At 47.1% G+C, this 26,641-nt stretch carries 26 protein-coding genes, 1 tRNA gene and 1 riboswitch; of the genes, 10 read left to right on the top strand and 17 right to left on the bottom strand.

Going from position 1 to position 26,641, the window contains the following annotated elements; genetic code table 11:
• Nucleotides 1–134: 134 nt before the first annotated feature.
• The 11 genes from glmU to trpS form a co-directional block, all read right to left on the bottom strand.
• A complete protein-coding gene (glmU, locus tag ACI4WN_RS02050) occupies nt 135–1,520 on the bottom strand; it encodes a bifunctional UDP-N-acetylglucosamine diphosphorylase/glucosamine-1-phosphate N-acetyltransferase GlmU (RefSeq protein WP_439776762.1) in 1,386 nt (461 codons plus the stop codon).
• A gap of 61 nt (nt 1,521–1,581) precedes the next feature.
• A complete protein-coding gene (gene purR, locus ACI4WN_RS02045) occupies nt 1,582–2,412 on the bottom strand; it encodes a pur operon repressor (protein ID WP_439776761.1) in 831 nt (276 codons plus the stop codon).
• Nucleotides 2,413–2,517: 105 nt separating this feature from the next.
• Nucleotides 2,518–2,769 (bottom strand): Veg family protein, encoded by a 252-nt coding sequence (locus ACI4WN_RS02040; RefSeq protein ID WP_439776760.1) that lies wholly within the window; start codon nt 2,767–2,769, stop codon nt 2,518–2,520.
• A gap of 64 nt (nt 2,770–2,833) precedes the next feature.
• Nucleotides 2,834–3,730, bottom strand: coding sequence for a 16S rRNA (adenine(1518)-N(6)/adenine(1519)-N(6))-dimethyltransferase RsmA (gene rsmA, locus ACI4WN_RS02035; protein ID WP_439776759.1), 897 nt, complete (start codon nt 3,728–3,730; stop codon nt 2,834–2,836).
• Entirely contained in the window at nt 3,705–4,274 is a 570-nt protein-coding gene (rnmV, locus tag ACI4WN_RS02030; RefSeq protein ID WP_439776758.1) for a ribonuclease M5, read from the bottom strand. The genes rsmA and rnmV overlap by 26 nt, the downstream gene beginning before the upstream one ends.
• Nucleotides 4,258–5,037: a TatD family hydrolase gene (locus ACI4WN_RS02025; protein WP_439776757.1), complete on the bottom strand. Its 780-nt coding sequence runs from the start codon at nt 5,035–5,037 to the stop codon at nt 4,258–4,260. The genes rnmV and ACI4WN_RS02025 overlap by 17 nt, the downstream gene beginning before the upstream one ends.
• Nucleotides 5,037–7,019 (bottom strand): methionine--tRNA ligase, encoded by a 1,983-nt coding sequence (gene metG / locus ACI4WN_RS02020; RefSeq protein ID WP_439776756.1) that lies wholly within the window; start codon nt 7,017–7,019, stop codon nt 5,037–5,039. Before metG ends, ACI4WN_RS02025 begins: the two co-directional genes overlap by 1 nt.
• Nucleotides 7,020–7,138: 119 nt before the next feature.
• Entirely contained in the window at nt 7,139–9,829 is a 2,691-nt protein-coding gene (mgtA, locus tag ACI4WN_RS02015) for a magnesium-translocating P-type ATPase (RefSeq protein WP_439776755.1), read from the bottom strand.
• An 86-nt stretch (nt 9,830–9,915) separates the two neighbouring features.
• Nucleotides 9,916–10,079, bottom strand: a riboswitch (M-box (ykoK) riboswitch).
• A gap of 86 nt (nt 10,080–10,165) precedes the next feature.
• A complete protein-coding gene (locus ACI4WN_RS02010; protein ID WP_439776754.1) occupies nt 10,166–10,777 on the bottom strand; it encodes a methanol dehydrogenase in 612 nt (203 codons plus the stop codon).
• Nucleotides 10,758–11,240, bottom strand: coding sequence for a deoxycytidylate deaminase (locus ACI4WN_RS02005; protein ID WP_008462127.1), 483 nt, complete (start codon nt 11,238–11,240; stop codon nt 10,758–10,760). Before ACI4WN_RS02005 ends, ACI4WN_RS02010 begins: the two co-directional genes overlap by 20 nt.
• 3 nt (nt 11,241–11,243) lie before the next feature.
• Nucleotides 11,244–12,269 carry a tryptophan--tRNA ligase gene (gene trpS / locus ACI4WN_RS02000; protein ID WP_279190604.1) on the bottom strand — a complete coding sequence of 342 codons (1,026 nt, stop codon included), beginning with the start codon at nt 12,267–12,269 and terminating at the stop codon, nt 11,244–11,246.
• Between the two features lie 174 nt (nt 12,270–12,443).
• On the opposite strand from trpS, the gene ACI4WN_RS01995 reads away from it, so the two are divergent.
• Nucleotides 12,444–12,514 (top strand) — tRNA-Gly (locus tag ACI4WN_RS01995).
• A 154-nt stretch (nt 12,515–12,668) separates the two neighbouring features.
• Nucleotides 12,669–12,956, top strand: a complete 288-nt coding sequence (locus ACI4WN_RS01990; protein ID WP_008462124.1) for a bacteriocin immunity protein — start codon at nt 12,669–12,671, stop codon at nt 12,954–12,956.
• Nucleotides 12,957–13,013: 57 nt separating this feature from the next.
• Here ACI4WN_RS01990 and ACI4WN_RS01985 read toward each other — a convergent pair whose 3' ends face one another.
• Nucleotides 13,014–13,682: a CPBP family intramembrane glutamic endopeptidase gene (locus ACI4WN_RS01985; protein ID WP_279190601.1), complete on the bottom strand. Its 669-nt coding sequence runs from the start codon at nt 13,680–13,682 to the stop codon at nt 13,014–13,016.
• A 239-nt stretch (nt 13,683–13,921) separates the two neighbouring features.
• Between ACI4WN_RS01985 and ACI4WN_RS01980 the strand changes: the two genes are divergently transcribed.
• From ACI4WN_RS01980 to ACI4WN_RS01970, 3 genes are all read left to right on the top strand, one after another.
• A complete protein-coding gene (locus ACI4WN_RS01980) occupies nt 13,922–14,686 on the top strand; it encodes an NUDIX hydrolase (protein WP_439776753.1) in 765 nt (254 codons plus the stop codon).
• A 75-nt stretch (nt 14,687–14,761) separates the two neighbouring features.
• The gene (locus tag ACI4WN_RS01975; RefSeq protein ID WP_154486230.1) at nt 14,762–15,316 is read left to right on the top strand and encodes a cysteine hydrolase family protein; all 555 of its coding nucleotides are present in this window, start codon (nt 14,762–14,764) and stop codon (nt 15,314–15,316) included.
• A 44-nt stretch (nt 15,317–15,360) separates the two neighbouring features.
• On the top strand, nt 15,361–16,803 hold the full coding sequence (locus tag ACI4WN_RS01970; protein ID WP_439776752.1) for a nicotinate phosphoribosyltransferase: 1,443 nt from the start codon (nt 15,361–15,363) through the stop codon (nt 16,801–16,803).
• A 242-nt stretch (nt 16,804–17,045) separates the two neighbouring features.
• Here the strand turns inward: ACI4WN_RS01970 and ACI4WN_RS01965 are convergent, their stop codons facing one another.
• Nucleotides 17,046–18,458 carry an RNA-guided endonuclease InsQ/TnpB family protein gene (locus ACI4WN_RS01965; protein WP_439776751.1) on the bottom strand — a complete coding sequence of 471 codons (1,413 nt, stop codon included), beginning with the start codon at nt 18,456–18,458 and terminating at the stop codon, nt 17,046–17,048.
• A 68-nt stretch (nt 18,459–18,526) separates the two neighbouring features.
• On the opposite strand from ACI4WN_RS01965, the gene tnpA reads away from it, so the two are divergent.
• From tnpA to ACI4WN_RS01940, 5 genes are all read left to right on the top strand, one after another.
• Nucleotides 18,527–18,988, top strand: coding sequence for an IS200/IS605 family transposase (gene tnpA / locus ACI4WN_RS01960; RefSeq protein ID WP_439776750.1), 462 nt, complete (start codon nt 18,527–18,529; stop codon nt 18,986–18,988).
• Nucleotides 18,989–19,189: 201 nt separating this feature from the next.
• Nucleotides 19,190–19,690, top strand: coding sequence for a hypothetical protein (locus tag ACI4WN_RS01955; protein WP_439776749.1), 501 nt, complete (start codon nt 19,190–19,192; stop codon nt 19,688–19,690).
• 209 nt (nt 19,691–19,899) lie between these two features.
• Nucleotides 19,900–20,481: a hypothetical protein gene (locus tag ACI4WN_RS01950; RefSeq protein WP_439776748.1), complete on the top strand. Its 582-nt coding sequence runs from the start codon at nt 19,900–19,902 to the stop codon at nt 20,479–20,481.
• Nucleotides 20,482–20,578: 97 nt separating this feature from the next.
• Nucleotides 20,579–21,238, top strand: coding sequence for an IS607 family transposase (locus tag ACI4WN_RS01945; protein WP_009557375.1), 660 nt, complete (start codon nt 20,579–20,581; stop codon nt 21,236–21,238).
• Nucleotides 21,162–22,760 (top strand): RNA-guided endonuclease TnpB family protein, encoded by a 1,599-nt coding sequence (locus ACI4WN_RS01940; protein ID WP_439776747.1) that lies wholly within the window; start codon nt 21,162–21,164, stop codon nt 22,758–22,760. The genes ACI4WN_RS01945 and ACI4WN_RS01940 overlap by 77 nt, the downstream gene beginning before the upstream one ends.
• 687 nt (nt 22,761–23,447) lie before the next feature.
• On the opposite strand, the gene ACI4WN_RS01935 is transcribed toward ACI4WN_RS01940, so the two are convergent.
• The 4 genes from ACI4WN_RS01935 to ACI4WN_RS01920 form a co-directional block, all read right to left on the bottom strand.
• Nucleotides 23,448–24,506 (bottom strand): Fic family protein, encoded by a 1,059-nt coding sequence (locus ACI4WN_RS01935; RefSeq protein WP_439776746.1) that lies wholly within the window; start codon nt 24,504–24,506, stop codon nt 23,448–23,450.
• Nucleotides 24,507–24,644: 138 nt separating this feature from the next.
• Nucleotides 24,645–25,109, bottom strand: coding sequence for a large conductance mechanosensitive channel protein MscL (mscL, locus tag ACI4WN_RS01930; RefSeq protein WP_279189324.1), 465 nt, complete (start codon nt 25,107–25,109; stop codon nt 24,645–24,647).
• 47 nt (nt 25,110–25,156) lie between these two features.
• On the bottom strand, nt 25,157–26,164 hold the full coding sequence (locus ACI4WN_RS01925) for an asparaginase (RefSeq protein ID WP_439776745.1): 1,008 nt from the start codon (nt 26,162–26,164) through the stop codon (nt 25,157–25,159).
• The gene (locus tag ACI4WN_RS01920; protein ID WP_439776765.1) at nt 26,164–26,613 is read right to left on the bottom strand and encodes a MarR family winged helix-turn-helix transcriptional regulator; all 450 of its coding nucleotides are present in this window, start codon (nt 26,611–26,613) and stop codon (nt 26,164–26,166) included. The genes ACI4WN_RS01925 and ACI4WN_RS01920 overlap by 1 nt, the downstream gene beginning before the upstream one ends.
• Between the last annotated feature and the right edge of the window lie 28 nt (nt 26,614–26,641).

Below are 26,641 nucleotides of genomic sequence, written 5' to 3'. Positions count from 1 at the left end.
AAATTAAAAGTGTTGCTTAAGCTTTTGGAAAAAGTAACAATTTTTTCTTAAAGATCATGTAAGCGATATTGCATTTTTTCAAAAAATAGCAAGATAAAAACTCTCTAGGAATGCTAGAGAGTTTTGCTAAAAATCTATTGCCAGTCCTTGCATTCAGACAGTGGCAGCTTGTGCCAGTAGTCTTCCTTGTTGACCTGGCGGCCGCGAGCAATGGCCATTTCGTACTTGCCCACGTCCTTGGTGATGGTGGAGTCCGCAGCTACGAAGGCGTGGTCTGCCACCTTAATTGGAGCAATCAAGGTTGAGCCAGCCCCGATGAAGGACTTGTCGCCAACGGTCGTGTGGAACTTCTTCACCCCGTCAAAGTTAGAGAAGATGACCCCGCAGCCGACGTTGATGTCCTTGCCCAAGCTTGCATCCCCAACGTAAGTCAAGTGGCCCACCTTGGTGTTTTCGCCGATTTCGGCCTTCTTGACTTCCACAAAGTTGCCCAGGTGAGCACCGCGCTTAATCAAGGCCTTTGGCCGCAAGTGGGAGTTTGGGCCGATGTCGGTATTGTCTTCCATGATGGATTCTTCAATCGTTGATGACGTTACCGTCACGCCGTTGCCAATCTTGCTGTCGATGATGCGTGAACCTGACGTAATCAAGCAGTCGGACCCGATCACGGTGTGCCCCTTGATGGTCACGCCGCCTTCGATCACCGTGTCGTTGCCGATCGCGACGTCAACGTCGATGTAAGCGGTACTTGGGTCAATAAAGGTCACGCCGTTACGCATGTGCTTTTCGTTAATCCGTCTTTGCATGAGGCGCGTTGCTTCAGCCAAGGCCACCCGGTCGTTGACGCCCAAGCTTTCGCTAAAGTCAGGCATCTTGTAGGCACCAACCTTTTGGCCAGCCTTGCGCAAGATTTCCAAGACATCAGTCAAGTAGTATTCGCCTTGGGAATTGTCGTTGCCGATTTGCTTTAAAGCTTCAAAAAGCTTCTGGTTGTCAAAGCAGAAGATCCCCGTGTTGATTTCCTTGACCTTAAGTTCTTCAGGATTGCCATCTTTTTGTTCCACGATCCGCAAGACATTGCCCTGGTCGTCTCTGATGATCCGGCCGTAGCCAAAAGGATTTGGTGCTTCTGCCGTCAAAACGGTTGCAGCATTGCCTTCTGCTTCGTGGTAGGCAAAAAGCTTCTTAAAGGTTTCCCCGGTAAATAAAGGCGTATCGCCAGTTGCAACCAAAGTTGCCCCTTCAAGGCCGGCCAATTGGTCAGCAGCCTGCATAACCGCGTGACCCGTCCCCAGCTGCTCTTCTTGGAGGGCAAAGTCAGCCTTGCCAGCCAAAACCTTCTCTACGTCTTCGGCGCCGTGGCCAACCACCGTCACGATCTTTTCCGGTTCAACGGTCTTGGCCGCGTCAACGACATGCTCTACCATGGCCTTGCCGCAAACGGGATGTAAGACCTTGTAGAGCTTAGACTTCATTCTGGTGCCCTTGCCGGCAGCCAAAACAATCACGTATTTTTTCATAATGTTAATTACCTTCTAAATTAAATAAGCTAGCCGTATTGGCTAGCTTATATTGTAACATTTAGAAGCGGTCGAAGTTAGTTCTAGTTAAAAAGTTCCCTGGCTGAGCCAAGATGATTTCCTTTTCACTGTCGATTTGGTCGATGTTGATCAGGGAAACGTAGTCCTTGATCTTGCGCTCGTCTTCGTATTCGGTTTCGCATAAAACGCAGACGCCGGCTACTTGGCAGTTGAATTCCTTAACCAGTTGCCGCATCCCGTCCAGAGTGCCGCCACCCTTCATAAAGTCGTCCACAATCAGAACGTTCGTCTCTTTCTCTAGGGCCCGGGTTGGCAATTCCATCTTGGCTACCCGAGAAGTGGATGAAGACATGTAATTAACGGAAACCGTTGCCCCTTCCGTCACCTTGGACCGCTTGCGGGCAGTCACGGCGGGCACGTTTAAGTAGCTGGCTACAGCGTTAGCCAGAGAGATCCCCTTGGTTTCGACCGTCATTACGGCTTCGATATCAGCGTAAGCATAGCGGGTAGCAATCAATTTCCCGATCATTTCCAGGTCGTAAGGCTTGCCCAGGATGTCTGACAGGTAGACAAAGCCGCCTGGCAGAATCCGGCTGGAGTCTTGAATTCGGCCAGCCAGGTCATTCAAATACTTTTCAGCAGGCTTTTGACCAAGAAATGGAATGTAGCGCACGCCCCCTGCAGCGCCGGCTACCGTCTCTAAAATCCCGTCTTCATTGTCAGCTAAGGTGTGCTTCAAGATTGCCAGGTCTTCAGAGATGGAAGACTTAGCCGCACCGTAACGCTTGGCAAAGAAGGGCAGAGCGATTAAAGTATGCGGACGCTCCATCAAATATTTGGTCATGTCTACTAATCTTTCAGAACGTTTCATTCTCTTTCCTTCCTAATGTCTGTTTTTGTACTTATACTAATATACTCTAAAGAACAAAAAAAATCACTAACATTTTTAAGAAATGTTAGTGTAAAAATTCGTTTTTTATTCGGCATCTGTTTCGTCATCGAATTCTACCAAGATGTTCTTGGTTAAAACGTCGGTGTAGCTGTAAGATGCATGTTCAAAGTTGTTGCTGTCTTGGTCCAGGGCAACAACGAAAACTGCTGGAAAAGTATTCTTCAATACTCCGCGTCGTCTAGTAACCTTCTTGCGACCGGCTTGCGCAACGATCGTTAATTCTTGGCCTAGATGGGCGTCTAACTTTTGCTTGATGGATTGAATATTAATAGGCAATATCTGACACTCCTTTATTCGAAATATTATATCATTATTTTAAATAAAAATCAAGCTTGCCTATTTATTCTTTTGTTTGTCTAGTATTCAAGGCCCGGCTCAAAGCTACATAGTCGTCGATCGATAATTGCTCTGGCCGTACCCGTGGGTCTAACTTCAGATCAGTTAACAGACTTTCCCGCTCTGCCTTGTCCGGCACCAGGGTCTTCAAGTTGTTAGACAGAGTCTTGCGGCGCTGGGCAAAGCAGAGCTTGACCAGGCGGTTGAACTTTTCGGGGTCGCCCACGTCAACTGGCGTTTCCAGCGGCGTTAAAACGACGACTGCCGAATCAACCTTAGGCTGGGGCATAAAGGAGGCGTGGCCCACATTCAGGGCCAAGTTGACGGCCATCCGGGTTTGGACGGCAATGGTCAAAGGACCGTAGTCCTTCTTGCCAGGAACAGCTGCCAGGCGGTCTGCAACCTCTTTTTGCATCATCAAGGTCAAGCTGGTGAAGTTTAAGCCGGATTCCAGCAGGCTGAAAATAATTGGCGTCGTGATGTAGTATGGCAGGTTGGCAACCACCTTTACTGGCTTAGTTAGGTCGAAAAAGCCAGCTAAGTCTTCTGCAAAGTTCGCCTTTAAAACGTCTTTGAGCATTAACTTAAAGCGGCTTGAAAGTGGCTCGCCATTGATTCTTTGCGGCAGTTCCGTTTCAAGGATTTCTGGCAAAGAGTCGTCAACTTCGTAGGCAAAAACCTTGCCCCCATATAACAGGAGCTGCTCGGTCAAAGAGCCAATCCCTGGCCCGATTTCAATCACCTGGTCGCCTTCATGGATGCCGGCGGCTTCGGCAATGCCTTGCACGGCATTTAAATCAACCAAGAAGTTTTGTCCTAGGTTCTTCTTGGCTTTCACAAAGTAACGGTTGACGATCGCCTGGGTCCGAACCGGACTAGCGATGGGAATCTGCTTGGCCATTTTCTGCCTCCTTAACTGCTTGTTCTAATTCTTCTAGGCTGATGCCAAAAGTCCGCAGGCGCTCGTAAAAGCGCTTGGAGTTGGCATAGCCGATCCCTAACTTAATTCCGACTGCTTCGCGCAATTTCCGGGAGTGGCCCCCGAGAGCCAAGCCTAAGTCCAGGTAGTCATCGTAGTCGATGCCAGGCTTTGCTGCTACTTCGTGCAGGTCGCTCAAGGCTCGCTCAAGAGCCGCTTTTGACGCATGCTCCACGCCCAAGCTGCCCGCTTTTTCCGGCCGGCCTTCGTTTCTAGTGATGAAGGCCTGCTTGGCGCCGGGCACGGCTGCGGTGACCAGCCGCCTGATTCGTTCGCCGTTAACGTCTGGATCAGTTAGCACGATAATTTCTCTGGTCTTTGCCAATTTTTTCAATTTGGCTAAAACCGCATCAGAAACGGCCGAGCCATTCGTCTCGACCGTTTCAATTCCTGGAAAAAACTGCTTTAAGCGAATCGTATCGTCCTTGCCTTCGACGACCACGACCGCGTTAAAATTCTTCTGCATTTAATCCGTATACCCTCATTGCATTGGCAAAGGTGGCGTCCGCGATCACTTCTAAGTCCACGCCTCTTAACTTGGCGATGGCCTCAGCCACGTAGCGGACGTACCCTGGCTCATTCTGCCGGCCCCGGTAAGGAACTGGCGTTAAAAATGGCGCGTCGGTTTCCACCATAAAGCGGTCAAGAGGCAGCATCTTGGCTGATTCCTGCACCTCGAGCGCTTTTTTAAAGGAAACGACCCCGGAGAAGGAGAAGGTCACGTTTAAGTCCGCAAACTTTTCCGTCCATTCTGGCCCGCCATTGTAGCTGTGCAAGATTGCCCCGTATTCCAGATTTGCCTCTTTCAGAATTTGGTAGCAATCGTCAAAAGCATCCCGGGTGTGGACGTTGACCGGCAATTTCAGGTCATGAGCCACTTCAATCTGCCGGCGAAAGACGTCCCGCTGCACGTCTCTAGGCGATTCATCCCAGTAGTAGTCCAGGCCAATTTCGCCGATCGCCACTACTTGGTCATTTTGGCATTGCTCGACCAGCAGATCTTCAGCGGCTTGATCATAGTCCTTGGCCACGTCTGGGCAATAGCCAATAATTGCCTTAACCTTGTCAAACTTGCTTGCCAGTTTCAAGGCATCCAGGTTCATCTGCGGGTCTTGCCCAGCGCAGTTCATCCCCACCACGTCTAAGTCCGCGGCTCTTTGAACGTATTCAGCTTCCTTGCCCTTAAAGGGCGCGTCGTTTAAGTGGGTATGATTGTCAAAAATCTTCATTAGCCTAATTCTGCCCCTACTGGCTGGTCATCGCCAACGATAGCTAGCTTGACCTCGCCATCTTTTTCGCTAGACAAAAGCATGCCTTGGCTTTCGTGGCCCAGCATCTTGCGAGGCTTGAGGTTAGTGACCGCCAAAACCTTCTTGCCGAGCAGAATGCTTTCGTCTGGGTAGAACTTGCGGATCCCGCTCAGGATTTGACGCTCGTTCCCTTGACCAAAGTCCAGCTTGAACATCAAAAGCTTGCTTGACCCTTGCACTGGTTCAACTGACAGGATCTTGCCGACTTGGATCTTGACCTTGTCAAAGTCATCGATGGTGATCAGCTTTTCGTCTTGCTTTTGTTCTCTTCTAGATTGCTTCTTTGGCTTAGCCTTCTTCATTTCTTCCTTGATGTAGGCAACTTCTTCATCTTGCTTAAGACGTGGGAAGATTGGGGTTGGCTTGGCAATAACGTGCAGGTTCCAGCCAAAGGCGCCAAATTCAGCCGTCTTTTGGTCAGCGTTATCCCAGTCAAGACCCAGTTGAGTGAACATCTTGGCTGGCGTTTCGGTCATCACTGGTGCGATCAAGAGCGCAACCAAACGCAAGCTTTCAGCCAAGTTGCTCATGACGCGGGACAGTTCTTCGGTCTTGCCTTCCTTGTTCAAAACCCATGGCGTGGTTTCGTCGATGTACTTGTTGGAACGAGAAATCAGTTGCCAGACATTTTCCAAGGCGTTAGAGAAGTGCATGTGGTCCATGTTTTCGTAGTAGTCTTGAACCGTCTTAGCGGCAACGGCTGCTAAGTCCTTGCCGTACTTGTCTTGTTCCTTGGCAACTGGGGCTACCAAGCCATCTTGATATTGGTTGATCATGGAAACGGTCCGGTTCAAAAGGTTGCCCAGGTCGTTAGCCAGGTCAAAGTTGGTCTTTTCCACAAAGTCTTCTGGGGTAAAGGAACCGTCAGCACCAAATGGAATAGCCCGCATCAAGTAGTAGCGAACTGGGTCCAGGCCATAGCGAGAAATCAGGGATTCTGGGTAAACGGCGTTGCCCTTAGACTTAGACATCTTGTCCTTGTAGATCAAGACCCAGCCGTGGCCAAAGACTTGCTTAGGCAGCGGCAAATCTAGCGCCATCAGCATAATTGGCCAGTAGATGGTGTGGAAGCGCACGATTTCCTTCCCAACCAGGTGCACGTCAGCTGGCCAGTACTTCTTAAAGAGGGAATCGTCGTCTGAGCCGTAGCCCAAAGCCGTGATATAGTTAGCCAAGGCATCGATCCACACGTAAACGACGTGCTTTGGATCGCTTGGCACTGGAATCCCCCAGTCAACCGTGGTTCTAGTCACAGACAAGTCTTCCAAACCAGGCTTGATGAAGTTGTTCACCATTTCCTTTTCCCGGGAGTTTGGCTGGATGAATTCTGGGTGGTCCTTGTAGTATTGCAAAAGGCGGTCTGCATACTTGCTCATTCTGAAGAAGTATGAAGGTTCCTTAACCAATTGCACTTCGTGGCCAGATGGCGCGATCCCGCCAGTCACGTTGCCTTGGTCGTCGCGGAAGACTTCCTTTAATTGGCTTTCCGTGAAGTATTCTTCGTCTTCAACTGAGTACCAGCCGGTGTATTCGCCCAGGTAGATGTCGCCTGAGGCCTTTAATTTTTCAAAAATCTTCTGAACAGCCTTAACGTGTTCTTCGTCGGTGGTCCGGATGAACTTGTCGTAGTTGATGTCCAGCTTTTTCCACAAGGCCTTGATGTCCTTAACCATGCCGTCAAGGTATTCCTTAGGCTTCATGCCAAGTTGTTCAGCCTTTTGTTCAATCTTCAAGCCGTGTTCGTCAGTCCCGGTCAAGAAGAAGGTGTCGTAGCCGCGCGCCTTCTTGTAGCGGGTCATGGTGTCGGCAGCAATCGTCGTGTAAGCATTGCCGATCGTCAAGCGGCCGGATGGATAGTAAATTGGCGTAGTGATATAAAAAGTTTTCTTGTTTTCTGCCATCGTCGTCGTCTCCTAAAAAATCTTTACTCTCTATCATACAACAAAAAAGCCTGGTAAATAAAGCCGTCCACAACTTTTCCCCAGCAAAAAAAGGCTCAAAAGAGCCTTTTTGTTAAAAATCAAATCAAGAATTTTTCCTTCTTCATGTAGAAGTGCTTAACCAGCGTGGTCAAAGCCAGGTAGCAAACCAAGAGGCCAGCCACAATCCACAGGAATTCCCCATTCAGTGGGCCAAACTTCATAGCGTGAGCAACGCCGGAGAATGGCAGGAAAGTCCCGAAGATGGCCGCGCCAAAGGTGGCAACCATGACCGGCAAAGAAGCTCTTTGCTGAATGAATGGCAGACGTTCGTCGCGCAAGGCGTGGATGACCATTTCCTGGGTCCACAGGGATTCCACGAACCAGCCGGTGTGGAAGATGGTCATGAAGAGCAGCTTGCCGCCGGCATCAAGGCTAGCGTAAGAGCCGCCAACTATGCTTGGGCAAACCAAGAAGAAGAGGACTGCAAAGGTGATCACGTCAAAGATGGATGAAGCTGGACCAAAGTAGAACATGAATTTTGGCATGTTCTTGGTCGTCCACTCTCTTGGCACCCGCAAATAGTCTTCTGAAACCTTGTCAAATGGCAAAGCCAGGCAGCTGGTCCCGTAGAGCAGGTCCAGGATCAAGAGCTGCAGCGGCAGCATTGGCAAGAATGGCAAGAAGATGGATGCCACCATGATGGACAAGATGTTCCCAAAGTTGGATGACAGGGTGATCTTGATGTACTTCATGGTATTGGTCAAAGTCTTGCGGCCAATCCGCACCGCGTGTTCCAAGACGCTCAGGTCTTTTTGGAGCAGGATGATGTCGGCTGATTCCTTGGCCACGTCAACGGCGGAGTCAACGGAGATGGACACATCCGCTTGCTTCATGGCCGGAGCATCGTTGATCCCGTCGCCCATGTAGCCGACCGTGTGGCCGTTCTTTTGCAAGGTAGCGATGATCTTGGTCTTCCATTCTGGGGATAGCTTAACGAAGATGTCGCACTTTTCCACCATGTCGGCTAATTCTTCGTCGCTCTTGCCGACCAAGTCTTTTTCACTATAGACCGTATTAATGTTTAAGCCCACCTTTAAGGCCACGTTCCGGGTAACAGCTTCGTTGTCCCCGGTCAAGATCTTGACGGTGATGCCGTCTCGGTGCAGGCTGTCTAGCGCCATCTTGGCACTTTCCTTTGGTGGATCCAGGAAGGTCAAGAAGCCAATCACGATCAGGTCGTTTTCGTCGTTAACGGTAAATTCGCCGACTGGGGATGGGTCCACCTTGTAGGCTAAAACAATAACCCGCATCCCATCATCGTTTAAGTCTTCGATATTTTTAAAAATCTGCTTCTTCCGTTCCTCAGTTAAAGGAAGGGTTTCACCGTTGATTTCAACCCGGGAAGAAACGGACAGCATTTCTTCAGCGGCCCCCTTGGTGACCAAGAGGTGCTCGCCGTGTCTTTGGTCAGAGTTGGCCACAACGACGCTCATTCTTCTTCTTTGGAAGTCAAAAGGAATTTCGTCGATCTTGTGGTAGTCGCGCTGGATTTCGCTCGTATCTAGCTCATCGTCAGCCACATCGATGACTGCCCGGTCGATCAGGTCCTTCATCCCCGTTTGGTAGTAAGAGTTGAGGTAGGCCATCTTCAAGACCCGGTCAGTTTCTTTCATCTCCAGGTTGTAGTGCTTTTCCAAGATGACCTGCCCTTGGGTCAAGGTGCCGGTCTTGTCGGTGCAGAGGATGTCGGCTGAGCCAAAGTTTTGGATGGAGTTCATCTTCTTAACGATGGTTTGGTGCTTGCCCATTTCCACGCTGCCCCGAACTAAGTTGGTGGTCACGATGACCGGCAGCATCTCTGGCGTGAGGCCCACCGCCGTGGCAATGGCGAAGATCAAGGCGTCGCTCCAGTTGCCCTTGGTCAAGCCGTTGATGATGAAGACCAAAGGAGCGATAATCGCCGTCATGGTGATCAAGAGCTTGGAGATGTCCTTGATCCCGGTATCAAAAGTCGTCTCCTTCATCTGGGTGTTGGCAATTTCAGCAGCCATCTTACCAAACATGGTGTGGCTGCCAGTGGCAAAGACCACGCCTCTGCCAGATCCAGAAACGATCGTGGTCCCTTCAAACAAGATGTTTGGGTAGTCCAAGTAGTTGTCCATCTTGTCTGGGGTTGGGACAAAGTTGGCGTTCTTTTCTACAGGCGTTGATTCCCCGTTCAAAGAACTGGATGAGCAGAACAGGTCGGTGCTGGACAAGAGCTTCATGTCAGCTGGGACCATGTCGCCGGCAGAGATGTTGATGATGTCGCCAACAACCACGTCCTTAGTAGGGATTTCTTGGTCCTTGCCATCCCGGCGGACGTTGGTAGTTACGGAAACCATCTTTAAGAGTGACTGCACCGCGTTAGAGGTCCGGACGTTTTGGACAAAAGAGGTAATCCCGGAAATCAAGACCATGACCACCATGATGATGACGGTACTGAGGTCTTTTTGATCGGCTGGGGCCAGGATGTAGTTAGTAAACAGGGACATCGTGGCTAAAACCAGCAAGACCAGGGTGAATGGCGTTAAAAAGGCTTCAGCCAAAAACTTCAGCTTGCTGTCTTTGTTGGTGCTCGCGATTTCGTTGGCACCAGTTTTTTCTCTAACGGCTGCGGCTTCTTCGGTGCTCAAGCCGTTGCTGTTGGTGTGCAGCTGGGCCAAGGTGACGCTTCTCTTTTCCAAAGCGATTCTTGGTACCCGCTTTGCATCTTTGCTAGCCATTTTGTTCATTGACTTGTTGAGCATGGTTGTACCCTCCTTATGACAACGCGCAAACGAACAAAAAAGCCTCCCTTTACGAATTGTAAGGGAGGCTTGCCAAACAAGGCCACTTTATTGACTAATCGCTCAGCTTTAACACTACGTGACGTAAGCACATGCTAGCTACCTGGAAAGTGCCTTATTTCGACAATTTCTATTTAACCCGTTGGCATCTCTGGATGTTTCTGGGCGATAGCGTGTGTTCACGTAGGAGTCTCACCTAACAGTTCATTTGCTCTTATTTATTTTTACCAAAGCAAACTATACTCGCTCTTGGCTCATTTGTAAACCACTTTTTGCAGAAAAGTGAAGATTTAGTGATTACCGGCCCTGCTGCTTGGCGATGTGGCGCAAAAAGAGGATCAGGGCTAACACCACAACGCCCAAGGCGACCATGATGGGAATCCGCAGGTCGGCGGGCTTGATGATGTGGTTCAATTCTTCGTTAGACAGGTCTTGCGCATCTTTTTTCAGGCCTAAGCCTTGGTCGACTAAGGTCGTGCAGATGTGAAAGAGGTCTTGGACGCCCTGGTTGAAGGCCAAGCTGTCATCAGAGCTGATGTTGCCGGCCGTGTAGCTCAAGATATTCCGCCGCACCTGGGCCGTAAACTGGCTGTGCAGGTCGCTGCTGGAATAGATATAAGCCCGCTTGTTGCCGTCTTTGCCGATGTTGATGACAATGTAGACCGTGCGCGTGGCCTTGCTTAAACCGTCAGGCTGGATCTTTTTGGCATGCTTTAAGGTCTCAACGATGATAATGGGGTGCGCCGCCGTCTTTTGGTACTTGGCGTTTTTCCTTTCAACGATTTGCTTGGTGTCCATGTTGATCAGGCTGGCGTTGTCTTGGACAAAAAAGCTGCTGGCCCCGGTCAAGGTGAAAAAGGCCAATAGTAAAGCTAGGCTTGCTAAAAGCCTATTCGCTATCGTCTTCAAGTTTGTGTGCCAACTCTTCGACGAATTGGCGATCAAGCTTAATCTGTTCATAAGGTACTCCACTATCACGCAACAATTCGATCGCTAAAGGACTGTCATGATAATCATAGTAATAGTTGATCTTCTTGATGCCCGCTTGCACCAGGTGCTTGGTACAGTTGTAGCAAGGAAAATGGGTGACGTAGATTTCGGTGCCGTCAGTTGAGACCCCATTTTTGGCGCAGGAAATCAAGCTGTTCATTTCTGAGTGAATGGTTCTGACGCAGTGGCCGTCAACCAGCTGGTGGCCCACGTCATCGCAGTGGGGCTGGCCAGACACGGAGCCGTTATAGCCGGTGCTGAGGATGCGCTTGTCTTTGACCAAGACGCTGCCGACCAAGGCCCGGTCGCAGGTCGACCGCTGGGCAATGACCAGGGCCTGCATCATAAAGTATTGCTTCCAAGGGATGCGTTTCCGGGTCATCTTTTAGCCCCGGTTCTTAAAGTAGTTAAAGCCGATTGCGTCGCGGACTTCATCCAGGGTTTGGTTGGCAACTTCGTTAGCCTTCTTGGACCCAGCGATCAGCATGTCGTAAACGGCATCGATATTTTGGGCGTACTTTTCCCGGCGTTCTCTGATTGGAGCCAGTTCCGCTTCCAAAACCTTGTTCAAGTAGCGCTTGATCTTAACGTCGCCGAGACCACCCTTTTGGTAGTCTTCCTTAAGCTGAGCAACGGTTTCCTTGTCTGGGTCAAAGACGTCCAGGTAAGTGAAGACCACGTTGCCTTCGATTTGGCCAGGATCTTCCACGTGGATGTGGTTAGGGTCAGTGTACATGGACATGACCTTCTTTTTAACCGTTTCAGCATCATCTGACAAGTAGATGCAGTTACCCAAGGACTTGGACATCTTGGCATTGCCATCAAGGCCAGGCAGGCGGCCTTGGCCCTTTGGCGGGAAGTAGCCCTTTGGCTCAACCAAGACATCGACGCCATAAGTCCGGTTGAAGGTTCTAACGATTTCCCGGGTTTGTTCCAGCATTGGCTCTTGGTCATCGCCAACTGGTACCAGGTTAGCCTTAAAGGCGGTAATGTCCGCTGCTTGGGAAATTGGGTAGGTCAAAAAGCCAACCGGGATGGAGTCGCCAAAGCCTTTTTGCTTGATTTCAGCCTTAACGGTTGGGTTTCTTTCAAGGCGCGCCAAGGTTACTAAGTCAGCGTAGTCAGAAGTCAGTTCAAACAAGGCTGGAATTTGGGATTGAACGAAGATGGTTGACTTTTCAGGGTCAAGACCAACTGCCAGGTAGTCCAGGGCAACTTCGATCAGGGAGTTGCGGATTTTTTCAGGGTTGCGGGCGTTGTCGGTCAAGGCTTGCGTGTCCGCAATCATAATGTATGGGTCATACTTGCCAGTGTTTTGCAAAACAACCCGGTTTTTCAAAGAGCCAACGTAGTGGCCAATGTGCAATTTACCGGTTGGGCGGTCCCCAGTTAAAATAATATCTTTAGCCATAATTTTTTGTCCTTTTCACTTTTTCACTTAGCTGCCCGTAAGCAGGTACTATTATTAATATTCTAGCAAAAATAACAAATAGATTAAACCACTGCGAAAAAAGGAGCGATTTTCAACTTTTTTAAAAAACGGACTTGGCGAAATCAAATTTACATGATACAATTAAAACATCTTGCGGGTATAGTTTAATGGTAGAACGCTAGCTTCCCAAGCTGGAGATGAGGGTTCGATTCACTCTATCCGCTTTATTATCAAAAATTCAATAGCTAAGAAAAGCTGATCCTACGGGATCAGCTTTTTTGTGTAGTTTTTTGTAATGTTTTCTGAAAAGCCTTTATTTTTTTACTTTTAGCGCTACAATTACGGCTGAAAAACAAAAGTAATATTTGGAGGCATATCATGTTTTTCAATAAATCAATGTCTAAAGAAAATGAACAATTTAAAGAGAAGCTGGAAGAATTAATCAGCGATCCTGCAGTCAAGAGCAATTCTGCTTTGAGCGAATTGCTTTCAGGCGCGGTCAAGAAGTGCGAAAAAAACGAATCTATTCGTTCCATCGCTTCTAGCCTGGACTTACAAATCAGAAGTCACTTTGCCGAAAATGAATTGCCAAAGAGCGTTAAGGCTTTGCAACTTGACTTAGCCAAGTACACTGCTTTTGGCGCAAATGGCGTTGTTTTGAAGTAAAAAATATTTTCCCAAGCAAAAAGGAGTCGAATCACAGATTCGGCTCCTTTTTTACATCTAAATCGTAATGGTAATCACGGTTAAAACGCCGTTTAATACCGCCAGGTAAAGCGGCAGCCACAGGGTTTGGGTGCTCAGGTAGCTCCAGGCAAAAATCATCCCCAGCAGCAGGTTAGCCGTAAAGATGATCGGCACAAACTGGAAGGTCAAAACCGCGTACAAAAGGCCTGAGCAGAGAATTCCAAAGTAAGCGACAGCCTTTTTCTCATTTCTAAACCAATAGTTGAACAAAAAGCCGCTGCACAGGTACTCTTCTAAAACCGGCAAGACGATCCCGTTAGCCAGCATCACAAACCAGTAAAGGAGGTTTGACGAGTGCTGCATGTAGGCCATCTGCAGGCCCGATGCCGGCGCTCCTTGGTAGAGCTGCAAATAGGAAACCCCGATCCGGATCAAGGCCACTGCGACGCTTAAGATCAGGGTCTGCTTGTAGCAGCTGGTCCAGGCTGAATTATAGCTTAAGTCAAAGAAGCGCTGCTCTCTTTTAAAACGGTAAACGTAGAAAAGGCTGCACATGGCCGCCACAATGAGGAACAAGATGACATGCCAGATGCTGATGGCGCTGCTCCTCAAAGCCAGGTTATCGGTCAAGGCCACCATGATAAAAAAGATCAAATAGACCAGATAGCGAATCATGTTCCCTTCTCTAGATCTCGGCGTATTCATACTCCTACCCTCCTACGTAATGCTTATGAATAATTAATTATACCAAAGATTGGGCCTGGTTTTATGTCTTTCTTTTGACAAAAAAGCTACAGGCAGTGCAATGTTTTTAAGAAATACGTTCCTTTTCTCGTTTTTCTCTTTTCATCCTTTTTGCCCAAAAGGCTTGGTCAAATAAAATCCAAACTAATTTGCTATAATGTAGAGATAGAAAAAGCACTATTGGAAAGTGACGTGATACCATGGCTGATTTAGAGAAGATTGTGGCCCGGCCCTTAATTACCATTACCAACTTAATCTGGAGCTTCAACAAAGAAACCAGCAAGGTCCAGCTCCTGCTTATCCGCCGCAAGGACGAACCCTTCGCTGGTCAGTGGGCCCTGCCCGAAACCCTGCTCCGGGAAAAAGAAAGTGCCGACCAAGCGGCTGTCCGCTTGATCAAGGACAAGATCGGGTTGGACCTGCCTGAATCGGCCACTGAGCAGCTGGCCACCTTCACTTCCCCTGACCGGGCTCCAGGCGAGCGGGCGCTAGCCTTGACCTACATGACCTACCTGCCCGCCATGCCGGCCCTGCGGCCTGGCTACGGAGCCAGCGCCGTTGACTGGTTTAGCTTTGAAAATTTTGGCCACAAGTATGAGCTGACTTCTGGCAATGAAGGCTTGACCTTTATCCTGGCCCAAGATTCGCGCGCCCTAGCCTTTGACCACGACGAAATCGTGGCCGTGGCCATCCAGCGGATCCGCAACAAATTAGACTACCAGCCAACTATCTTGCAAATCCTGGGGCCCAGCTTCACCCTGCGCCAGGCCCGGGAAGTCTACGCTCCCTTCTTCCAAACCAGCGTAGACAAGATTGACAATTCCAACTTCCGCAAGACCCATGGCTTCCTCTTTACGGAACTCGGCGTGCAGAAGAATTTTCATAAAAGTGGCCGGCCACCCAAACTATATTGTCTGAAAAACTTGCAAAATAACATTTTATGGAGTAAAGTTGACGTCAAGTAAGTAAAAGTTTATTTTACTTTTATTTTTACTGGTTTTTAGGTAAGTTATACTTTTAACAAGGATTAGGAATAAATAATGGAAGACGAAGCTCTATTAATTATTGACTACACCAACGACTTTGTTGACGACAAGGGGGCCTTGACCTGCGGCAAGCCTGCCCAAGTCCTGGCTGACCAAATCGTGAAGTTAGCTGATCAATTTTTAACAAGTGGCAAGTGGGTTATCTTGCCAACCGACAAGCACTATAAGGGGAATCCTTATCACCCAGAGACCAAGCTCTTCCCGCCTCACAACCTGCCAAATACTTGGGGCAGAGAGTTTTATGGTCCCTTGCAAACTTGGTATAATGAACACAAAGACAATGACCGCGTAGTGGTCTTGGATAAGTCACGCTACTCCGCTTTCTGCGGGACGGGGCTGGACCTCTTTTTAAGAGAAAGAAAGGTCTCACGCGTCCACCTAACCGGCGTTTGCACCGACATCTGCGTTTTGCACACGGCGATGGATGCCTACAATCACGGCTATGACATCACCGTTCACGAAAAGGCGGTTGCCGCTTTGAACGACGCTGGGCAAAACTGGGCCTTGAACCACTTCAAGTCCTGCCTGGGCGCGGAAGTTGTCGATTAATTTTATTTTGTAGTTATATATTGAGAAAGTAGATTTTTATTACTATGTCTTTATCACACGCATTAATTACTGACCTGTATGAATTCTCCATGGCCAATGGCTACTTTGAAACCCTGCCAAGAGATACTGAAGCCGTTTTTGACGTCTTCTACCGGACCGTTCCAGACAATGGCTCCTTCGTCATCTCAGCGGGTTTGGAACAAGTCGTTGAACAACTGAGAGGCTTCCACTACACCAAGGAAGACATCGACTACTTAAAGTCCCTCAAGCTGTTTAGCGATGAATTCATCTCCTACTTGGAAACGATGACCTTTGACTGCGTGGTTTACGCTATTCCAGAAGGTACTCCAGTCTTTCCAAGAGTCCCAATCTTAACGGTTAAGGGGCCTTTAATTCAATGCCAATTGCTCGAAACCTTTGTTTTGAACTTAATCAACCACCAATCCCTGATCGCTACTAAGTCTCGCCGGATCAACCTGGCTGCGGCTGGCCGCCCAGTCATGGAATTCGGTGCTCGCCGGGCCCAAGGTCCAGACGCTTCTGTTTTGGGCGCTAGAGCTGCTGTGATCGGCGGCTGCGGGTCAACCAGCAACGTCTTGTCTGCTGCCAAGTTCAACATCCCAGTTGCCGGCACCATGGCTCACGCCTGGGTCCAAAGCTTCCCAACTGAACTGGACGCCTTTGAAAAGTGGGCACAAGTTTACCCAGACAACGCCCTGCTCTTGGTTGACACTTACGACGTTTTGAACTCCGGCGTGCCAAACGCCATCAAGGTCTTCAAAGAACTCCGCGAAAAGGGCTACAAGAAGTTCGGGATCCGGATCGACTCCGGCGACATCGCCAAGCTGTCACGCAAGGCACGGAAGATGATGGATGACGCCGGCTTCCCAGAAGCAACCATCACTGCTTCAAACGCCTTGAACGAAAACGTGATTCACTCCCTCTTGCAAGAAGGTGCACCGCTTGACAGCTTCGGCGTTGGTGAACAACTCATCACTAGCTCTAGCTCCCCAGTTTTGAGCGGGGTCTTCAAGCTAGCAGCCTTGAAGGTTGACGGCGGCGACTGGGAACCAAAGATCAAGCTGTCCAACTCTAAGGAAAAGATCACCCTGCCAGGTGAAAAGAAGGCTTACCGTCTCTACCACAAGGGCACGAGAAACGCCTTTGCCGACGTGATCGCCCTGGCCGACGAAGAATTGCCTGAAGAATTCGTTGGGATCAACATGGACCCAATGATGACTGAAACCGAAGCTGACTTGAAGGACTTCGATGCTGAATTGCTGACGCAAGTCGTTGTTGGGCCAAGAGCTCAGTCAATTGAAACTGACACCTTCAAGATTCAAAAGCACATGTACGGAAAGCTGGCTGAACTGCCTGAAGAAACGCAAAGATTGCTTAACCCAGACCGTTACCCAGTTTACCTGACTCCAGCCTTGGCTGATCTGCAGCAAAAGATGATCAAGGATCACAAGGAAAAGAAGCATTAATTTGAACCTCCCATGACTAAAGTCGCAGGAATCTGAGGGCCACCCAGCACATTGCACATAAGAACGCTGACTCCAAGAAATACTCAGAGCGCTTAGGTTAGCTTCACAGCTGCCCGGTACCGTCTCGTCTCCGTTTTGACTCGCTCAGGAGATTACGCAGGCAGATACCGTCTAATGCTAAGGACGATTGTTCCGTTTCGCCCAGGCTATTTATCTACGTTTATTTTTTATCTACATTAAGCTTAGACTTCCTCCACCAGTGATGAGGGGCTAAGCTTTTTTCCTTCTTCGATTGCTTTCTTTAGCTTTGCATGATGCTCAGGATGAATTCCCCAATCTAAAATGTTTCTAGCCGCGTTTAGATCTCTGTCTATTGTTTTCTTGCAGCTCGGACATTGCCATTCTTTTTGACCAACTTTTAGTTCTTTGTTAATGTACCCGCAATTATTACATGCTTTGCTTGTCCAAAACGAATCCACTTTGATTAGCGTCTTGTTCTGCTTCTTTACCAGCGACCCTAAAATGGTCATCAGCTCATAAGGCTTGAGGATAGCCAGTCTGCGGTTGACGCCTTTGCTTTGGGCCGAGCCATTTCCACGCTTCCGCATTTCGTAGGCATCCAAGTGTTCGACAATGATCGTATCACAGTCATCCACCACTTGGTGTACCAGATGACGATATTCATTGGTCAGCAGGTTTGTACGTTTGGCATTCAGCTTCTGCTGTCTGCGGTGCAGCTTGCGGTATCGCTTGTTTTTACCGTGAACGTTCTCCTCCAGATCACGCTCTGACTTAATTTTATTGATCTTTTGCTCGTACTGGTCAGCTCGCTTTATCGTGTCGTCTGACACCTTAACGCGCTTGCCATCAGATGAGCAAAAAGCTTCATTGTTAGCCATGTTCCAGTCAAAGCCCTTGATCGTTTGCGACTTGTTTTTCTCGCGTGGCAGGGAAAAGGTCAGCTGCAGTCTGTAAGTACCATCGGAAAGCTTCTTTATTTTCGTTGAAGCAACATCCTTCAAGCTCACCTCTGACAAATCTTCAATGACTTCGACAGTTCCAAAGTCAGCTACTGTTAAGAAGGTGTGGTTGTCTGTATGCTTGTCCTCGATTCTGATACCGCCTTTAGAATCTTTTGGAAGCTTTTGCGAAGTGATGGTTTTAAAGCTTGCGCCGTTTCTCAAAAAGTTGATCGATCCCTTGCGATACCATGACTTGTGGAGCGGGTTCTTGTGCTTGCCATGTTTGTCTTTAGTGACGTTCATTTTGAAGTTGTAGCGAGCTTTTTCGTCCATGCTTTTGTCCGCTTTCTCCAAGCGCCTGCGATATTGTGAGAAGTTGGTGTAGACAGTCTTGAGAAACTCATCAGCTGAATGAGATGACAAAAACAGCACAGACTTATTCCAACGAGCTAAGCCGTACTTGTCCTTGATGAAGCCGGCTTTTACCTTGTTAAGGACGTACTGAATAGGCTTTTGGCTGAATGGCATCGGCCGTCCGATATGTTTTACGCCATAAGTTTTAAATAAATATTTTAATGCATATTGAAATAGAGCATTCTGCGTTTCCAGAGCCTTTTCGTGCTGGATTTTTTGCTCGTCAGTCAGCAGTACGTGGTACTGTCTGGTAAAGCCGTATTTCTTTTTGCTAGGCACTTATGCATACCCCCCTTTCGCTTTATCTATGCTATAATAATATCACGAAGAAAGGTAGTATGCAATATATGATAATCCATAAAAGAGGCTGCGTTTATAATTTTAATTTCCATCTGGTTTTCGTAACTAAGTATCGGAAAGAAGTTTTTGACAGCCCAGAAAAAGTTAAAGAGATGAAAGAGCTGCTCCGGGAGAGAGCAGATATGTCAGAAATTGACATCCAGCAAATGGAAGTGATGCCCGACCACGTTCACATGCTCATTTCTTTTTCGCCAAAGGAAAGACCAGTAGACATAGTTAAGGGACTGAAAGGCTGGACGGCACGGAAATGGTTTGAGCTGCACCCGGAAACCAAGCAGATGCTGTGGGGCGGTCATCTGTGGTCGCCAAGCTATTTCATGAGTACTTTGGGTGACATGAGCAAAGAAGTCGTTAAAAAATACATTGCTTCTCAATACACAGCAGCAATGAAGAGTCAGCAAAACGGCAAGTATGGCGAATTGGAAAGAGAAAGAAAAAACAGGAACTAAAAAAGGGCCCCGTCTGGGACGCTTTTTGCGTGCTTGACTCATGTCTAAAGACACGAGTTTGCGCACGCTTTTTAATCAATGCTAAAATGCCAAAAGGCTTAGCCCTAATATCGGGGTTAAGCCTTTTTTAGTGCAATTTGACAAAAAGTGAGTGATAGAATAAGAATCGTAAGATTGCTAGCTTAGCAGGAGATGGTAGAATTGTTGGAAAATAAACTAGACGATATTCTGGCGAAAGATGACGAAGAGAATGAAGGTAAGTGGTATTACCTTGATTTCTTTCCCGTAACCTTTCAAGCTGGAAATGATAAATTTGATGAGTTTGAGTCGTTTATCCAAGAAAAGTACTATAAATCTTTTTCTAAAAAGCTTTCTTTCATTATTTTGGGCCTGGTTAGCTATTATGACGCGGAAATCTATTTGTATGATGTAGATTACGGTGATGACTGGCTGAACTCCTTGCGTCATCAAGATCTTTTAAGCCAATTAGAATACCAGGACTTGAGCAAGCTCATCAAGCACTTTTGCGTGAACGAAACACTTGGTTTAAAAATTGCCTTGCAGGATTATGACAATTTGGCATTGATGCTCTTTGAAGGCGGCTTGCGGCTAAGTTTTTACAATTTGACGGATGAGCAGAAGAAAGTTGCTGAAGACCTGACCCGGTCACAGGGCTTCTTCTTCAAAGAAGCCAATAGCTGATCTTTAACTGCCTGAAACAGGCAGTTTTATTTTTGCTGATTTTTTACAAAGCGGTGACTAAAAAACTTACAAAGTTAAGAATAGTAAGAGAAAAAGTTTTTCACAAGGAGAAAAAATGCGTTATTACATTTATGATCAAGAGAAGAGTGCTTTGACGTAGAGCTTGACCATATTTATCGGCGCAGATAGTCAAAATCTACCAGATGTTATTGGTAAGTGTTCAATTTATTCTTGCAATTGGCGACCTATTCATTTCTTTTGCCAAAGCAGACAATGCTGTTTCTCCTAATCAAATTGAGCAAGTTTTAGATGACACTAATACTACATCTGGTTCACTCAAGTTAGATTCTGAGCAAATAAACAATATCGATTCTCAAATTCAAGAAAAGGTTAGTGTAGTGTCTAGTGATAACGAATCCACAGCTACACTAACCGATGATGATCTGATCGATATTTTAAGTAACATTCTAACACCCCAGCAACTTGATCAAGTACAAGCAGCTAAACATCATCAAGGAGTTACTAAGATTATTTGGCATGGTAAAGCTCGATACGGCAATGTAGATATCTATCTCAGCAAAAGAATGTTAAATGCGCTTAGAGGCGTATCTATTACAGCTGGTTACACTATCATGTATACATTATTGTCTAAAGTCTGGCCCTATGAAGCTTCGATTGAAGAAAAACAGATGGCGAAATTTATTATCACCAACTATATCAAACACACAGAAAAAGGATTTTCTTATGGAAGAAAGTTCATTTTCAGATCATGGAAATTTAAAGGGGTATGACTGCTAAAAAGTATTCATTTTATCCAATGCTAAATAGTGTTATTTCTTGCCAATTCATGATATGATTCCGGTATCAAAAGATTGGAAGGAAGAAATAATGAGCGAATACATGTCCATATCAAAAGCAGCTGAATATCTTAATGTTGCCAAGTCAACTCTCCGCAATTGGGAAGCTGAGGGACTGATTACGCCGCTTAGAACCGCCTCCAATCAACGTCGCTATACTAAAGAAATGCTAGATGAAGTTTTGCAAGGAAATGTGAAAGCTGCCAAGCCTAAGAAGCTGCTGACCATCGGCTATTGCCGGGTTTCTTCTGGTCATCAAAAAGAAGACCTCCAAAGGCAGAAAGACGTAGTATCCAGATATTGTGAAGTCAATGGCTATCAGTTTAAGATCATTCAAGACATTGGATCTGGTCTCAACTATAAGAAAAAGGGCTTGACAGAGCTGATCAATATGATCTGCAAGAAGCAGTGCGAACGAGTCGTGGTAAATTACCAAGATCGACTTGTTCGTTTTGGCTTTGAAATGATTGAGACAATCTGCCAGGCAAACGACGTTGACTTGGTTGTCATCAATCAGACAGACAACGTTGATCCGAATTCAGAACTTGTGGAAGATGTTTTATCTATAATCACTGTTTTCTCAGCTAAGCTGTATGGAAAGAGGTCGCATCAAAATGCAAGAGTCATCCAAGAAAGTAAAAAGCTCTTCAATCAAGCAGACAGTGACAAAGACTCAGCCCAAGACGATTAAAGTCTACTCCAAAAAGTTAAGCGATGAAGAATTTGCCAGAATGTCAGACTTCTTTGAAAGATACGGCAGGTGCCGGCATTCCTTTTTGAACCGCTACTGTGGCATCAAATCAATGCTAGCGGTTAATAACTGGCAGGCTCTGCGCAACCAAGTTCGCAAGTTGGACAAGCCGGTTAAAGGCTCAAAAGGCAAGCTGGAAACAGTCTATAACTTTCAGACCAAGCATTGGGTTGGTGCTCTCCGTGAAGCATGCGCTAACATAAAAAGCATGTGGTCAAATCTGGCTAACCGTTTGAAGAAGCTGATCCAAGCAAATGAAAATCTTTCTGCAGATCAGCGTCACCTTTTGTTCTTTACCTTAAAATTTAAGAGCGCATGGCAAGCCGTTCTTCTTTACAAGCCAATTGAGCTGCCAGAAGAATACGCTGAGGCTTTAACTGAAATAGAAGCTAAGCTAACGGATAAGGAAATCAAGCAAGCGTATAGCTACCTGCGCCGGATTACTTACCGCTACCACTATCGGGCACGCAAGTCGGGCAAGCTTGGCTCTAGTATGAAGTGTGATTTGAATTGGGCATTTGAAGGAAATACTTTTTCATTCAGTTCAGACCTGCCTAGAAAGCAGTTTTCTGTAGAGATGACCAGCCCGTGGAGTTATCCACGCACCGGCGATATCACAGTGGTGCTTGACCGCATCAAGCAGCGCCTCGAAGTTCATAAGCTGATCTATAGCAAACGCTACAGCAGCGATTCAAAGAAGGCGATCGGCATTGACAAGGGGCTTGCCACCCTGCTTTCCTGCAGCAGCGGCAATGAATATGGTAAAAACTTCAGCAAGCTTGCCAATGCCATCGTTGACAAATACGGCAAGAGAAACGCAAATCGGCAGCCTTATATGAGTTTGCGCTGGCAGCTCAATCAGCAGCTTGAGCAACTGGAGAAGGCAAACAAAGCTTTGTCTAAGACTGCTTTAAAGAAGAAAAGAAAACTGCTTGGCAAGCTTAAGAATCTGGAGCAGAACAATATCGGCAGAAAGTCGTATGGCAAGAGCTACCGCTCAGCGCAAGAAACTATCAGCAGCTTTATCAACTATGCGATAAACAGAATGATCGAGACTGAGCATCCGGCGGTTATTGCCAAGGAAGACTTGACGTTTGTAAAAGAAAAAGGCGTCAAATCAGACAACAGCAGATTCGCAAGAAAGATGCGCAAGCGCTTGAATTCATGGACTAAGGGTCAATTAGATGATCGCATTGTATATCTTTCAAGCAAGAATTCGATTGAAACTCATGATGTCAACCCGGCATATACTTCTCAGTACTGTCCAATTTGCGGGCAGCATTTTGAGGAAAGATACGGCAGTCATCATGAACTCACCAGGTGCAAGAAATGCGGCGAGATGAATGCAAATACCGCCGCTGCAAAAAATATATTGAGTAGATTAACTGACAAAGAAATCACGCTTTACACGCCTTACAAGCGAGTTAAGGAGATTCTTGACAGTCGGATAAAAGAAGCATAAGCCACGTAATACTACAAAGTTGAAGGCTCTAGCATGTAAGAGCAGTCAGCTTTAACGAACTTAGTTCGGGGTATTAAAATCACAGCTTGACTGCTTCGAGGAGGCATCACGATATGCTTGCCTGCTTTTTAGCAGGCAAGATGCCTTCAAGGCTGCCATGCTAAAAGTTTCCAGTGAGGCAGATAAAAAGCTATTGGATAATGCCATTTGGCGTTGTTTGACAGCCAACCGTACTCACTGACCTTAACTTCAAAAGGTTAAAAATCTGATTTCTTTTGCCAAGTTGAATCTACCCATAGATTTAACTAGAAAGGAATATCAGAAAAACTTACCAATATTGATGTGATTATCAAGATTTAGTAAGTTTTATGATTCGGTGGAGATATCAATAATGAACAGATACTTTCCAACAAAAAAATCGATTTGTCTATTTTGGTTTTCGATCCTTGCTAGCATCCTCACTGCCGTTAGTCTCTTATGGATCTCAGGATCCTCAGTCTTCTTCATCGACTGGCTCGGCGCAGCAATCTTCTATGCCTATTTAGACAGCCTGTCTTTCTTATCTGATCGTAAGACATTAAAATGTACTTTTACCGTTATTTTCTATGTAATTTCGGTTATTCTTGATATTTTGGTATTTTTCATTTCTGGCAAGTAAAAAGCTTAGTCATTGACTAAGCTTTTTTATTATTCACCATCATTTCTCAGATAGTAGGTTCCCCGTCCGGCACCCTTTTTAACTAAGTAACCTTCTTCGGTTAACTTACGCAAAGCGGTCGCAATTGAGGACCGACTGAGACTTGGACAGTGGATCAAGGCATCTCTGCTTGTGAATTTGCCCAGTTGTTCAGCCGCATATGCTTTGACAATTTCGTATGCATTGCTTGGCGCATCTTCACTCATCAGTCCGACCCGGTCTTCAAAGTCGATGTAGCAGGCCAAAATTACCTGTAGTAAGTACTTGATAAACGGAACTGGATCATTTTTGCCTTCATACCAGCCTAGATCGATTCTCTGCAAGACCTCATAATAGACATCCTTGGTTTCTTCAATCTTCTTTTCAATACTGATATACTTCCCAACGTTATAGCCGTTTTGATAGAGCAAAAGTAAGGTCAAAAGCCGGCTCATCCGACCATTGCCATCATTAAAGGGGTGGATGCAGAGAAAGTCACAGATGAATACGGGGATTAAGATTAAGGGATCAACTTTTTCCTGTGCCAGGGCCTGTTCATAAGCCTGGCACAGATTATCGATGGCTTGCGGCGTATCATATGGCGGAATCGGCGTAAATAGCGTTACATTTTCGCCATTCGGCAGAGTTTCATTGATGTAATTTTGAACGCTCTTAAAGTGACCACCATAAGATACCCCGGATCTGCGGAAAAGATTTTTGTGCAGCTGCAGGATGTAGGCTGGAGTAATTTTAATGTAGTCGTAGCTCTCATGAATCGTATTCAACACATCCCGGTAACCCATGATTTCATCTTCATCGCGGTTTCTCGGAGTAGTCTTATCGTCCATTAGTTGCCTCATCCGGGTACTAGTTGTGACAATCCCTTCGATTTTGTTAGAAGACTCAGTACTTTGAATTTTGGCAATCTCAACCAGCCGAGTCAGTTCCACTGGCTTTTGCCGAATAAAGAGGTCTTGTCGCCCTTTATATTCATGAATCTTGGCCACCAAATTGACAATTTCCATCGGCCAGGATTGGTTAGCAAGTTTAGTGTAGTCAAAAGTTTTCATTGTTTATCGTCCAATTATCGTCCAATTTATCATTTATCGTCCAATTTTAAGCGATTTTGGACGATAATTCAATTAATTGGACGCAAAATAGTAGATATGAAAATAGCTCTAGTCCCTTTTGGGCTAGAGCTATTTTTCTTACTTAGCCAATTCTGACGTGCACATTGGGCAACGAGTGGCTTCGATGTTGATCTCGCTCTTGCAGAAAGGACAGGTCTTAGTTTCAGCTGCCTCTTCTTCTGCTTCGTCTTTTTTCACAATGGAGCTAGCCTTGTTAAAAGCCTTCACGATCAAGAACAAGACGAAGGCCATCAGCAAGAAGTTGATCGTCGCCGTCAAAAATTTCCCGTAAGCCAGGGTAATCCCAGCAAATTTCAAGGAGAACTGGTCAAAGTTCATCCCGCCGACCAAACCCAAGAGCGGGCTGATGATGTCCTTAACCAAGGACTTAACGATGCTGGTGAAGGCACCACCAATGATGATACCAACGGCCATGTCCATCACGTTGCCCTTGGAAATGAAGGCCTTGAATTCACCGAAGAAGCCCTTGGTAGACTCGATCGCCTTATTATCCGTCAAATTTACTTTTCCTTTACTTGCCATCTTTTTCCTCTTCCTCCAGGTAGATTGTAGGTTGCTTTTTTAAAAAATTACTTGCTGATCGTAACCTCGCCGGCGATATCCTTGTTGAAAAAGGCCTTAACTTCGTCTAAGTCCATCCCCTGACCCAGGGCCCACATGAGTTTGGTCACGGCACTTTCACTGGTCATGTCCCGGCCGCTGATGGCCCCTTCCAGCATGGCGGCCCGGCCGACCTCGTACTTGGTCAGGTCCGTTCGCTCATAAAGACACTGGGAGCAGGCAACAACCGGCACGCCTCGCTTAACCAGCTCGCCGATCGCCTTGACCATGTTCCGCCGCATGTAGTTGATCCCGCCAAGACCGTAGGCCTCAATCACGATCCCCTTTACGCCGCTGTCGACCATGGCCTGCAAGATGGCTGGGTCAAAGCCTGGGAAGAGCTTAACCATGGCCACATGACTTTCTACCTTGGTGTTTAAGACGCAGATGCCGTGTTCACTTGGCACGTATTCAAAGTCCTTGTGCTTGATGTCAATCCCGTCGCTGGTCACCATGGCCACCGGATCCACGTTGATGCTCTTGAAGGCGTCAAAGCCTGTCGTTCTGATCTTGACGCAGCGGCATCCCCGCATGATCTGCCGGTTAAAAGCAATGTAGATCCCGGGCTTGCAAGTCGCTGCCGCTGCAAAGGCCACCCGCAGGTTGTCTGGAGCGTCGCTCAAGATGGCCTGCATGGGCACCTGGCTCCCGGTCAAGACCACCGGCAGGTCGATCCCCTGCAGCATGAAAGTCAGCATGGACGCCGTATAAGCCATGGTGTCGGTCCCGTGGGAAACAACGATACCGTCAAAGCCCTTTCTCAGTTCGTAGATTTTTTCCGCGATAAAAGCCCACTCTTCTGGCTGGATGTTGGTTGAGTCAAGAGCCAAAATATCCTTGGCGGTTACGTCATAAGGCAACCCGCCCAGGGTGTGGAGCAACTCAGCCCCCGACTGGCCCGGAATGAGGCCTTCTTCAGAAGCGACAGAGGCAATCGTGCCCCCCGTTGATAACAGCAAAATTTTCTTATTAGTCATTATTCGTCCTCATTCTTGCCAGCAGGATCTTGGTCCTCCAGCAGCTCTTGATACAGGCGGTCCAAGTAGTCATTAAATTGCTCCAGCTCTTCTGGCGTATACAAGCCTTCTAGCCGGTGGTGGAAGCGGTGCAGGCCCACTTTGGCCTTTTCGCAAAAAGTCTTTCCTTCTGGCGTCAGCGCCACCACCTTGACCCTTTTATCGTTTTCGGCCAAGTGTCCTTTAACGTAGCCCTTGCATTCCAATCGGCTAATGATTCCGGCCATGGTCGCCTGGGCCACCTTGAAGTGGGCTTCCAGCTGCTTGAGCGTGGCTTCGCCATTTTCGCAATGCTCTAGGTAGACCAACGCGTGGAATTGGGAAAAAGTCAGATCGATTTTCTTCAGCTCTTGGTTGCCAAACTTGTACATCAAGTCGTTGATCTTCTTAATTTTTAGCCCTAAGTCCATCCTCATGCGAATACTTCCTTTTACTGAT

It is taken from the genome of Lactobacillus sp., assembly GCF_051893255.1.
GTDB lineage: Bacteria > Bacillota > Bacilli > Lactobacillales > Lactobacillaceae > Lactobacillus.
Note: the sequence above shows the minus strand (reverse complement) of the source record. Positions and strands in the feature narration are given on the sequence as shown.

Bases quoted from the DNA above. Each gene is read 5' to 3' on its own strand.
- ACI4WN_RS01970 (WP_439776752.1), top strand. From the start codon at position 15,361: ATGTCTTTATCACACGCATTAATTACTGACCTGTATGAATTCTCCATG.
- mscL (WP_279189324.1), bottom strand. From the start codon at position 25,109: ATGGCAAGTAAAGGAAAAGTAAATTTGACGGATAATAAGGCGATCGAG.
- purR (WP_439776761.1), bottom strand. From the start codon at position 2,412: ATGAAACGTTCTGAAAGATTAGTAGACATGACCAAATATTTGATGGAG.
- metG (WP_439776756.1), bottom strand. From the start codon at position 7,019: ATGGCAGAAAACAAGAAAACTTTTTATATCACTACGCCAATTTACTAT.
- tnpA (WP_439776750.1), top strand. From the start codon at position 18,527: ATGATAATCCATAAAAGAGGCTGCGTTTATAATTTTAATTTCCATCTG.
- ACI4WN_RS01920 (WP_439776765.1), bottom strand. From the start codon at position 26,613: ATGGACTTAGGGCTAAAAATTAAGAAGATCAACGACTTGATGTACAAG.
- mgtA (WP_439776755.1), bottom strand. From the start codon at position 9,829: ATGCTCAACAAGTCAATGAACAAAATGGCTAGCAAAGATGCAAAGCGG.
- ACI4WN_RS01945 (WP_009557375.1), top strand. From the start codon at position 20,579: ATGAGCGAATACATGTCCATATCAAAAGCAGCTGAATATCTTAATGTT.
- ACI4WN_RS01975 (WP_154486230.1), top strand. From the start codon at position 14,762: ATGGAAGACGAAGCTCTATTAATTATTGACTACACCAACGACTTTGTT.
- ACI4WN_RS02005 (WP_008462127.1), bottom strand. From the start codon at position 11,240: ATGACCCGGAAACGCATCCCTTGGAAGCAATACTTTATGATGCAGGCC.
- trpS (WP_279190604.1), bottom strand. From the start codon at position 12,269: ATGGCTAAAGATATTATTTTAACTGGGGACCGCCCAACCGGTAAATTG.
- rsmA (WP_439776759.1), bottom strand. From the start codon at position 3,730: ATGGCCAAGCAGATTCCCATCGCTAGTCCGGTTCGGACCCAGGCGATC.
- ACI4WN_RS01990 (WP_008462124.1), top strand. From the start codon at position 12,669: ATGTTTTTCAATAAATCAATGTCTAAAGAAAATGAACAATTTAAAGAG.
- ACI4WN_RS01940 (WP_439776747.1), top strand. From the start codon at position 21,162: ATGCAAGAGTCATCCAAGAAAGTAAAAAGCTCTTCAATCAAGCAGACA.
- ACI4WN_RS01980 (WP_439776753.1), top strand. From the start codon at position 13,922: ATGGCTGATTTAGAGAAGATTGTGGCCCGGCCCTTAATTACCATTACC.
- ACI4WN_RS01925 (WP_439776745.1), bottom strand. From the start codon at position 26,164: ATGACTAATAAGAAAATTTTGCTGTTATCAACGGGGGGCACGATTGCC.
- ACI4WN_RS01985 (WP_279190601.1), bottom strand. From the start codon at position 13,682: ATGAATACGCCGAGATCTAGAGAAGGGAACATGATTCGCTATCTGGTC.
- ACI4WN_RS02025 (WP_439776757.1), bottom strand. From the start codon at position 5,037: ATGAAGATTTTTGACAATCATACCCACTTAAACGACGCGCCCTTTAAG.
- glmU (WP_439776762.1), bottom strand. From the start codon at position 1,520: ATGAAAAAATACGTGATTGTTTTGGCTGCCGGCAAGGGCACCAGAATG.
- rnmV (WP_439776758.1), bottom strand. From the start codon at position 4,274: ATGCAGAAGAATTTTAACGCGGTCGTGGTCGTCGAAGGCAAGGACGAT.
- ACI4WN_RS01935 (WP_439776746.1), bottom strand. From the start codon at position 24,506: ATGAAAACTTTTGACTACACTAAACTTGCTAACCAATCCTGGCCGATG.